Genomic DNA, 9,809 nt, shown 5'->3' with positions numbered 1-9,809 from the left:
AATAGAGTTACGGCGGCCACAGCGACAGGGAAACGCCCGGTCCCATCCCGAACCCGGAAGCTAAGCCTGTCAGCGCCGATGATACTGCCCCGTTAGGGTGGAAAAGTAGGACACCGCCGAACATACACAAAAACACCCCCGGCAACGGGGGTGTTTTTGCATTCACGCACTGCTTCTAGTCGAATAACGTCAAATTCGCCGACGTGCGCCTTTTCTCCAATTCCAGCAGGGTTCGCTTCCGATCCAGCCCACCGCCGTAACCGGTGAGGGCGCCGCTGGTACCGATCACGCGATGGCAGGGGACGACGATCGCGATCGGATTGTGGCCGTTGGCCAACCCGACGGCGCGTGCGGCACCGGGGGCGCCGATCTGTTGGGCGATTTCGCCGTACGACCTGGTCTCTCCGTACGGAATTGTCAGCAGCGCCTTCCAGACCCGCTGCTGGAATTCGCTGCCCCGCAGATCCAGCTCGAGGTCGAAATCGGTGAGTTCGCCGGCGAAATAGGCGCCGAGTTGGTCGACGGCATCAGTGAATGCCTCCGGATCGGCCGACCAGTCCGTCCGTTTGGGCTCGTAGGTCTGATCGACCATCCGTAGGTTGGTCAACGCCGAACCGTGCCCGGCTAACGTCAACGGGCCGATCGGGCTGTCGATGGTGCGGTAGCTGATCATGCAACCTCCTGAGGTGGCCACTGGTTCACCGGATGCTCGAGCGTGGTCCACAGGTGCTGGACGGCATAGGACCGCCACGGACGCCAGCGGGCGCTGTGGTCGAGCAGGGTCCGTGCATCCCCGGGCAAGCCGAGCTGCTGGGCGGCGAGCCGAAGTCCCAGGTCGCTCGCCGGGAACGCATCCGGGTCGCCGAGGCCGCGCATCGCAATCACTTCGGCGGTCCAGGGGCCGATCCCCGGCACGGCGAGCAATTGCCTTCGCGCGCTTTCCCATTCGCTTCCACTGTCCAGCACGACGGTTCCCTCGGCGAGGCCGGCGATCAGGGCGCTGAGTGTGCGCTGTCGTGCCTTGGGGACCGCCAGATGGACGGGATCGATCTCGGCGAGCTCCTCGACGGACGGGAACGTATGAGTCAGTGTGCCCGCGGGATCGTCAAGGGGCCGGCCGTAGGCGGCAACCAGCCGGGCGGTATGCGTGCGCGCGGCTTTGGTCGATACCTGCTGCCCCAGTACCGCGCGCACGGCGAGTTCGGCCTCGTCGACGGTGCGGGGGATGCGTTGCCCGGGCGCCTTGGCGACGACCGGGCACAGGTCGGGGTCACGGCTCAGCGCGTCCACGACCGCCTCGGGATCGGCGTCGAGGTCCAGCAGCCGCCGGCAGCGGGCGATCGCCGTGGTGAGGTCGCGGAAGTCGTCGAGAACCAGCACGCAGCGGACGTGATCGACGGCCGGTGTCAGGGTGACCACGGCACTGCCGGAGGGAAGCCGCAGACTGCGCCGGTACGCGCCGTCGCGGACCTCCTCGCAGCCGGGTACCGCGCCGGCGGCCAGGTGACCGAATGCGCCCTCGAAGGCGAACGGGGTGCGTACCGGAAGCCGAAGACTCACCGCCCCAGGCGAATTCGCGTCGGACCGTGTCGCCGCCTGCCTGCGCAGCGCCGTCGGTGTGCTCTCGAACACCAGCCGCACGGTGTCGTTGAACTGCCGGATGCTGGAAAACCCGGCGGCGAACGCGACGTCGCCGAACGGCAGCCGAGTGGTCTCGATCAGCACCCGGGCCGTCTGCGCCCGCTGCGCGCGGGCCAGCGCCAGCGGGCCCGCGCCGAGCTCGGCCTGCAAAAGCCGCTCCAGCTGGCGGGTGGTGTATCCGAGGCGGGCGGCGAGGCCGCCGACGCCCTCACGGTCCACGGTGCCGTCGGCGATCAGGCGCATCGTCCGGGCAACGACGTCGCCGCGCACGTTCCACTCGGGCGAGCCCGGGGACGCGTCGGGACGGCAGCGCTTGCAGGCCCGGAAGCCCGCCCGTTGCGCGGCCGCCGCGGTCGGGTAGAACCGCACGTTACGGGCGAAAGGAGGCCGCACCGGGCAGCTGGGCCGGCAGTAGATCCGCGTGGTCAGGACCGCGGTGACGAACCAGCCGTCGAACCGGGCGTCCTTGGACTGGACCGCGCGGTAGCAGCGTTCGAAATCTTCGTGCACGCTTCAACAGTTACACCTGACCACCGACAAAACTGGCGGAAAACCGACATTGTGATGGGCGGGTCGTGAACCCGACCGTCCGCAAAGGAGCACGCATGACCGAGCAGCAACCCATCGCCGTGGAGAACTTCTCCCATGCATGTATCGGTGTCTCCGACATGGAGAAGGCGTTGGCCTTCTACACGGCGGTGCTGGGCATGGACGTCGTTTTCGATGTCGAGCTGGAGGGGGCCGGACTCGACGCGGTGACGGGCGGCGCCGCACAAAACGGCCGCATGATCGGAGGGCTGATCGGCGGCGCGATGGTCGAGCTGCTCTTTCTGGGTAAGCTGCCCGCCGGACCGGCGGGGCCGCACCTCGGCTACACGAATATCTCGTTCCGCGTCGCCGACCTGGACGACGCGTACGAAACGCTGCGCCGTCAGCATCCCGACGTGCGCACCGAGGCGGCGGTCGACATCGGCGGGGTGCGGATGTTCTTCGTCTACGACCCCGACGGCACGCCCGTCGAAATACTCGAGCTGCCTGCGGGCGCGCGTACCACGCTGGAGCTTTGGCGGCCCTAGCCGCCGGTCGGCGCGGCCAACCGGACGGGATTGTCGTGCCCACGCAGCGTCACGGTGTCCCCCAAAGACCAACGGGCGCTTTCTTTTTCGCTTGCGGCCTCCAGAGTGTCCGCCGTTGCCAGCAATCGGCCCGGGTGTGACTTGGCTAATTCGCACAGTCGGGCGGCCTCGTTGACCGGCTCGCCGATCACGGTGTATTCGAACCGTTCCTTGGCGCCCACGTTGCCGGCGACGACCTGGCCGGCCGCCACGCCGATGCCCGCCTCGAGCTCACACATGTCGTTGGCGAGCCGTTCGGCGATGCAACGCGCCGCGGCCAGCGCCTCGTTCTCGGGCGAGTCGAGGTGATTCGGAGCTCCGAAAATCGCAAGCGACGCATCGCCTTCGAACTTGTTGACCAGGCCGCAATGGCGGTCCACTTCCTCGACGACGATCGTGAAAAACCGGTTGAGGACCTCGACCACTTCGGTCGGGGGCTGGCTGGTCACCAGCTGGGTGGAGCCGACGATGTCGATGAAGACCACGGCGACGTGTCGTTCTTCGCCGCCCAGTTTCGGTCGCTCGCGCTCGGCGGCCAGGGCGACCTCGCGGCCGACGTGCCGGCCGAAAAGGTCGCGCACGCGCTCGCGTTCGCGCAGGCCGTCGACCATCGCGTTGAACCCACGCTGCAGCTCGCCGAGCTCGGTCCCGTCGAAGACCACCAGGTTGCCTCGCAGGTTGCCCTGCTCGACGCGGCGCAGCGCGGCGCGCACCACCCGCACCGGGGTCGCCGTCAGCCAGGCGAGAATCCACATCAGGGCGCAACCGAAGATGAGTGTGGCGACCGACATGATCAGCACGCCGACCGCGAACTCGGTCTCGGTCAGGTTGCGCAGCAGGATCTGGAAAATCGCCAGCAGGCCGATGCCGATGACGGGCACGCCGGAACCGAGGAACCAGACCACCATCGTCCGGCCCATGATGCCCGCCGAAAACCGCCGCGGCGGTGGTCCCGCCTCGAGCGCCTGGGCCGCGATCGGGCGAAGCGCGAACTCCGCGAGCAGATAACTGGCAGTGGCCACCAGGACGCCGGAGAAGCTGACGACGAAGAGGAACCGCGGGATGAACAAGGTGTTCACCAAACCGTAGAGCGTCGTGTACAGCACCGTCCCGATGCCCCACAGGATGAGGTCGTACACGGCGAGTCGCCACGGCGCCAGGAACGTGTTGCGCTCGTCCTCGGCGGTCGGCGCGCGCTCCTCGATCGCCCAACGCAGAGCGAGCACGGTGCGGCGGGTGATCCAATACGCGCCCACCGCCAGGGCAACGGCGGTGTAGGCGGGGGATACCCCGAACGTGAGCCAGGCCGGCGCGTCGTGGAAGATGCTCGGCTGGGGAATGGCGACGATGACCAAGAGCAGCGCCACGGCGATGCCGATCAGGTTCACCCCGAGGACCAGCACCGTCATGATGACCTGGATGCGGATGCGGCGCCGTCGTTGGCTTTCCGCCACCCGCCCGAGGATCAGGGAGCCGTACGCGGGGGTATCCGGCAGGCGGCCACTCTGGCGGGTGATCCGCTCGAGCACCCGGCCGATACGTTGGGCCACGCTCATTTTGGCCGACATCGTGGCGCCAGCCTAATTTGTTGCCCACGCTCTAAGGTGAGTCGGGTGCGCCTTGTCATCGCCCAATGCACCGTCGACTACGTCGGCCGGCTCACCGCACACCTGCCATCCGCGCGTCGGTTGCTGCTGTTCAAGGCCGACGGCTCGGTGAGCGTGCACGCCGACGACCGCGCCTACAAGCCGTTGAACTGGATGAGCCCGCCGTGCTGGCTGACCGAGGACGTCGATGGGCCGGTGCCGGTGTGGGTGGTCGAGAACAAGGCCGGCGAGCAGCTGCGCATCACGGTGGAGGAGATCGAGCACGATTCGAGCCACGACCTGGGCGTCGACCCCGGATTGGTCAAGGATGGTGTCGAGGCCCACCTTCAGGCGTTGCTTGCCGAGCATGTGCAACTGCTGGGCGAGGGGTACACGTTGGTCCGCCGCGAGTACATGACCGCGATCGGCCCCGTCGATCTGCTGTGTCGCGACGAGCGGGGCGGCTCGGTCGCGGTGGAGATCAAGCGGCGCGGCGAGATCGACGGCGTGGAACAGCTCACCCGCTATCTCGAGTTGCTCAACCGCGACAGTGTCCTGGCGCCGGTCAAAGGCGTGTTCGCCGCTCAGCAGATCAAGCCGCAAGCGCGCACTCTCGCTACCGATCGCGGAATCCGTTGCATCACACTGGATTACGACAAGATGCGCGGCATGGATAGCGACGAGTACCGGCTGTTCTGATGTGTCCGCGCCGCAAACCGTCACGACGACAGCCGGTAGCGCCGCCGGCAATGCTGCGTCGGATCGAAACGGGACCCGACGGCCACGACTACGAAGTGCGGCCGATCGCGGCTTCCCGCGCGCTCAAGACCTATCGGTGTCCCGGATGTGACCACGAAATCCGTTCCGGCACTGCGCATGTGGTGGTATGGCCGGCTGAATCACCCGCGGCAGTCGAGGATCGTCGGCATTGGCATACGCCGTGCTGGACCAACCGCGCCACCCGCGGCCCGACCCGCAAGTGGTCGTGACTACTGGCACATCGTCACGAACGTGCGGCTAGCCGCACACTGAAGACCGAACGTGCGGCTGGCCGCACACTCGGCGGAGTCAGGAAGCCGGCTCCACCAACTCGATCAGGACGCCGCCGGCATCCTTGGGGTGAATGAAGTTGATCCGCGAGTTTGCTGTCCCGCGCCGCGCCGCGTCGTAGACCAGGCGGACGCCCTGCTCGCGCAGCTGCTCGCAGATGGTGTCCAGATCGCTGACCCGAACGGCCATCTGTTGGATGCCGGGGCCGCGCTTCTCCATGAACTTCGCGATCGTCGATGAGTCGTCGAGCGGGGCCATCAACTGAAGCTGCGCGGTGGTCCCGGGGACCGCCAGCATCGCCTCTCGGATGCCCTGGTCATCGTTGACTTCCTCGTGCACCAGGATCATGCCGAGGTGGTCGTGGTACCAGGTGATTGCGGCGTCCAGGTCGGCGACCGCAATGCCGACGTGATCCAGGCCGGTCACCAAGGAGGTTGCCAGGAGGTGACGGGCATCAACTTGATCGGTCGTCATCACACCACGGTAACGTGGCGGCAAAGATTCCGCTTCTCCGGGTAGCGGAAACGGCCGTTGGTGCACCCCAGGAGGAACTAATGACAACGTCGGTGATAGTTGCTGGGGCGCGGACACCTATCGGCAAGCTGATGGGGTCGCTGAAGGATTTCTCGGCCAGCGATCTGGGCGCCATCGCGATCGCGGGCGCGCTGGAGAAGGCCAAGGTGCCGGCGAGTGCGGTCGAGTACGTGATCATGGGTCAGGTGTTGACGGCCGGGGCCGGCCAGATGCCCGCCCGGCAGGCCGCGGTGGCGGCCGGTATTGGCTGGGACGTTCCGGCGCTGACGATCAACAAGATGTGCCTGTCCGGCATCGACGCCATCGCGCTGGCTGACCAGCTCATTCGTGCCGGCGAGTTCGACGTGGTGGTGGCCGGCGGCCAGGAGTCCATGACGAAGGCCCCGCACCTGCTGATGGACAGCCGCGCCGGCTACAAGTACGGCGACGTGACGGTGCTGGACCACATGGCCTACGACGGCCTGCACGACGTGTTCACCGACCAGCCGATGGGCGCGCTCACCGAGCAGCGCAACGACGTCGACAAGTTCACCCGCGCCGAACAGGACGAGTTCGCTGCGCGGTCCCACCAAAAGGCGGCCGCGGCGTGGAAGGATGGGGTCTTCACCGACGAGGTTGTGCCCGTGAACATTCCGCAGCGCAAGGGCGATCCGCTGCAGTTCACCGAGGACGAGGGGATCCGCGCAAACACCACCGCCGAGTCTCTGGCCGGTCTCAAGCCGGCGTTTCGCAGTGATGGCACCATCACCGCCGGTTCGGCGTCGCAGATCTCCGACGGCGCGGCCGCCGTGGTCGTGATGAACAAGGACAAAGCGCAGCAGCTGGGGCTCAGCTGGCTGGTCGAGATCGGTGCGCACGGTGTCGTCGCCGGGCCCGATTCGACGCTGCAGTCGCAGCCGGCCAACGCGATCAAGAAGGCACTCGCCCGTGAGGGCATCTCCGTTGATCAGCTCGACGTGGTCGAGATCAACGAGGCGTTCTCGGCGGTGGCGCTGGCGTCGACGCGCGAACTCGGCGTGAATCCCGACATCGTCAACGTCAACGGCGGCGCGATTGCCGTCGGGCATCCGATCGGCATGTCGGGCGCCCGGATCACCCTGCATGCGGCGCTGGAACTGGCGCGCCGCGGCTCCGGCTACGGCGTGGCGGCGCTGTGCGGGGCCGGTGGCCAGGGCGACGCGCTGATTCTGCGGGCCGGTTAGCTGGACCGGACGGCGTTGCTGGGGACCCGTGCGGGGAGCTGCGGGTGTGATTTTCGTCATACGGGCCGCTCGAGGGCCTTTCGGGCGCCGATTTCGGCGGGGTTTTGCCCTGCATGAGCACCGCATGAGCGCCGCGGCCACCGGGTGGATCGGTAGCCGACGCACATGACAGACTTGACGGCGTGACTCGTCCGCGACCCTCGATCGGACCCGCTTTGAGTGGTGCAGTCGATCTGTCCGGCCTCAAGCAACGAGCTCAACAGAACGCCTCGGCGGCCGGGCCCACGGCTGCGCCCGCGCCGGGCGCCACGGAGGTCACGGAGGCGAACTTCGAGAACGAAGTCCTGATCCGCTCCGACGAAGTTCCCGTGGTCGTGGCGCTGTGGTCGCCCCGCAGCGATGCCTGCGTCCAGCTGGTCGACACGCTGGGTGGCCTCGCCTCCGAGGACGGCGGCACGTGGTCGTTGGCGACGGTCAACGTCGACGTGGCGCCCCGGGTGGCGCAGATATTCGGTGTCGAGGCGGTCCCCACCGTGGTGGCTTTGGCTGCAGGGCAGCCGATCTCCAGCTTCCAGGGCGTGCAGCCCGCCGATCAATTGCGTCGCTGGCTGGACTCGATACTGTCGGCGACGGCCGGTAAGCTCAAGGGCCCCAGCGGTTCCGAGGGGCCCGCGGAAGTCGATCCCGAGTTGGCGGCGGCCCGGCAGCATCTCGAGGCCGGCGACTTCGAGGCCGCGAAGACGTCCTATGAAGCGCTGCTGGAGAAGAATCCCGGCAGCGTCGAGGCGAAGGCCGCGATCCGGCAGATCGACTTCCTCACTCGCGCAACGGCGCAGCGCCCGGATGCCGTCGCCGTCGCCGATGCCGCGCCGGACGACGTTGACGCGGCGTTCGCGGCCGCCGACGTTCAACTGCTCAACCAGGATGTGGGTGCGGCGTTCGCGCGACTGACCGCGTTGGTGCGCAGCACATCCGGCGACGAGCGCACCAGGGTGCGTACCCGGCTGATCGAGCTGTTCGAACTCTTCGACCCGGCCGATCCCGAGGTGATCGCGGGTCGGCGCAACCTCGCCAACGCCCTTTACTGAGAGCCGTTGGGGCCCTTTATGTTCAGGCGGGCTCCAGCCACAACGCCGACGTGGGCGGCAACACCAGCACCGCCGAGGCCGGACGGCCATGCCACGGATCCTCGGTGGCGTCGACGCCACCGAGATTTCCAATGCCCGAGCCGTTGTAGACCGTTGCGTCGGTGTTGAGCACCTCGCGCCAGCGGCCCGCGCTGGGCAGCCCCAGCCGGTAGCCGCTGTGCTCGGAGCCCGCGAAGTTGAACACGCAGGCCATGACCGAACCGTCGCTGCCGTACCGCAGGAAGCTCAACACGTTGTTGGCCGAATCGTTCGCGTCGATCCAGGAGTAGCCCTCGGGGGTGGTGTCCTGGCTCCACAGCGCCGGATGGGTGCGGTAGATGTCGTTGATGTCACCCACGAGGCGCAGGACGCCGTTGGAGAAACCCACCTCGTCCAGCTGCCACCAGTCCAGGCCGTTCTGCTCGGACCACTCGGCGCGCTGCCCGAATTCCTGCCCCATGAACAGCAACTGCTTGCCCGGATGCGCCCACTGGTAGGCCAGCAGGCTGCGCAGGCCGGCGGCCTTGACGTGGTTGTTACCCGGCATCCGCCCCCACAATGTGCCCTTGCCGTGCACCACCTCGTCGTGGCTGAGCGGCAGCACGTAGTTCTCGCTGAACGCGTAGAGCATCGAGAACGTCATCTCGCCGTGGTGGTAGCTGCGGTGCACTGGATCGTGACTGATGTAGTCCAACGTGTCGTGCATCCAGCCCATGTTCCACTTCATCGAAAAGCCCAGGCCGCCAAGGCTCGTCGGCCGTGTCACCCCGGGCCACGAAGTCGATTCCTCGGCGATCGTGACGATGCCTGGTGCCGCCTTGTGCGCCGTGGCGTTCATCTCCTGCAGGAACTGCACCGCCTCGAGGTTCTCGCGCCCGCCGTAGATGTTGGGGGTCCAGCCGCCCTCCGGGCGCGAATAGTCCAGGTACAGCATCGACGCGACCGCGTCCACGCGTAAGCCGTCGATGTGGAATTCTTCGAGCCAGTACAACGCGTTGGCCACCAGGAAGTTGCGCACCTCCCGACGGCCGAAGTCGAACACGTAAGTGCCCCAGTCGAGTTGCTCTCCGCGTTTGGGATCCGAATGCTCGTACAACGGGGTGCCGTCGAACCGTCCCAGCGCCCACGCGTCCTTAGGGAAGTGCGCGGGCACCCAGTCCACGATGACGCCGATGCCGGCTTGGTGCAGCGCATCGACCAGCGCCCGGAAGTCGTCGGGTGTTCCGAACCGCGACGTCGGCGCGTAGTACGAGGTGACCTGGTATCCCCACGATCCGGCAAATGGGTGCTCGGCCACCGGGAGCAGCTCCACGTGGGTAAACCCATGTTCCACAACGTAATCCGTCAGCTCACGGGCCAGCTGGCGGTAGCTGAGCCCGGGACGCCACGAGCCCAGATGGACCTCGTAAGTGCTCATCGGCTCGAACACCGGGTTGCGCCGCGCGCGCCGGTCCATCCACTCATCGTCGGCCCACTGGTACTGGCTGACCGTCACACGCGATGCGGTGTGCGGCGGCACCTCGGTGGCGAAAGCGAACGGATCGGCTCGCTCGG

The 9,809-nt window shown here is 67.2% G+C and carries 10 protein-coding genes and 1 rRNA gene; 6 read left to right on the top strand and 5 right to left on the bottom strand.

All coding sequences use genetic code 11. The features are described from left to right. Positions 1–8 precede the first annotated feature (8 nt). Positions 9–122, top strand: a 5S ribosomal RNA gene (gene rrf / locus A5736_RS17050). 53 nt (positions 123–175) lie between these two features. On the opposite strand, the gene A5736_RS17045 is transcribed toward rrf, so the two are convergent. Beyond that, the gene (locus A5736_RS17045; RefSeq protein ID WP_076247510.1) at positions 176–673 is read right to left on the bottom strand and encodes a methylated-DNA--[protein]-cysteine S-methyltransferase; all 498 of its coding nucleotides are present in this window, start codon (positions 671–673) and stop codon (positions 176–178) included. Next, positions 670–2,151 (bottom strand): DNA-3-methyladenine glycosylase 2 family protein, encoded by a 1,482-nt coding sequence (locus A5736_RS17040; RefSeq protein WP_076247509.1) that lies wholly within the window; start codon positions 2,149–2,151, stop codon positions 670–672. The genes A5736_RS17045 and A5736_RS17040 overlap by 4 nt, the downstream gene beginning before the upstream one ends. Positions 2,152–2,246: 95 nt before the next feature. Between A5736_RS17040 and A5736_RS17035 the strand changes: the two genes are divergently transcribed. After that, a complete protein-coding gene (locus A5736_RS17035) occupies positions 2,247–2,717 on the top strand; it encodes a VOC family protein (protein WP_076247507.1) in 471 nt (156 codons plus the stop codon). On the opposite strand, the gene A5736_RS17030 is transcribed toward A5736_RS17035, so the two are convergent. Next, positions 2,714–4,324 carry an adenylate/guanylate cyclase domain-containing protein gene (locus A5736_RS17030; RefSeq protein ID WP_076247505.1) on the bottom strand — a complete coding sequence of 537 codons (1,611 nt, stop codon included), beginning with the start codon at positions 4,322–4,324 and terminating at the stop codon, positions 2,714–2,716. The genes A5736_RS17035 and A5736_RS17030 overlap by 4 nt on opposite strands. Positions 4,325–4,369: 45 nt before the next feature. Between A5736_RS17030 and nucS the strand changes: the two genes are divergently transcribed. Together nucS and A5736_RS17020 are read left to right on the top strand one after the other, a co-directional pair. Further along, positions 4,370–5,041 (top strand): endonuclease NucS, encoded by a 672-nt coding sequence (nucS, locus tag A5736_RS17025; RefSeq protein WP_067148766.1) that lies wholly within the window; start codon positions 4,370–4,372, stop codon positions 5,039–5,041. Next, positions 5,041–5,331: a hypothetical protein gene (locus A5736_RS17020; RefSeq protein ID WP_076247504.1), complete on the top strand. Its 291-nt coding sequence runs from the start codon at positions 5,041–5,043 to the stop codon at positions 5,329–5,331. The genes nucS and A5736_RS17020 overlap by 1 nt, the downstream gene beginning before the upstream one ends. Before the next feature lie 79 nt (positions 5,332–5,410). Here the strand turns inward: A5736_RS17020 and mce are convergent, their stop codons facing one another. Continuing rightward, positions 5,411–5,869 (bottom strand): methylmalonyl-CoA epimerase, encoded by a 459-nt coding sequence (gene mce / locus A5736_RS17015; protein ID WP_139329694.1) that lies wholly within the window; start codon positions 5,867–5,869, stop codon positions 5,411–5,413. A 77-nt stretch (positions 5,870–5,946) separates the two neighbouring features. On the opposite strand from mce, the gene A5736_RS17010 reads away from it, so the two are divergent. Continuing rightward, the gene (locus A5736_RS17010; protein ID WP_076118190.1) at positions 5,947–7,128 is read left to right on the top strand and encodes an acetyl-CoA C-acetyltransferase; all 1,182 of its coding nucleotides are present in this window, start codon (positions 5,947–5,949) and stop codon (positions 7,126–7,128) included. Between the two features lie 182 nt (positions 7,129–7,310). After that, the gene (locus A5736_RS17005; RefSeq protein WP_076247502.1) at positions 7,311–8,216 is read left to right on the top strand and encodes a tetratricopeptide repeat protein; all 906 of its coding nucleotides are present in this window, start codon (positions 7,311–7,313) and stop codon (positions 8,214–8,216) included. A 22-nt stretch (positions 8,217–8,238) separates the two neighbouring features. Here A5736_RS17005 and glgB read toward each other — a convergent pair. Then, positions 8,239–9,809, bottom strand: a 1,571-nt coding sequence (glgB, locus tag A5736_RS17000; RefSeq protein ID WP_076247501.1) for a 1,4-alpha-glucan branching protein GlgB, incomplete at its 5' end; no start/stop codon positions are given.

It is taken from the genome of Mycobacterium sp. SP-6446 (assembly GCF_001954045.1).
Lineage (GTDB): Bacteria > Actinomycetota > Actinomycetes > Mycobacteriales > Mycobacteriaceae > Mycobacterium.
Note: the sequence above shows the minus strand (reverse complement) of the source record. Positions and strands in the feature narration are given on the sequence as shown.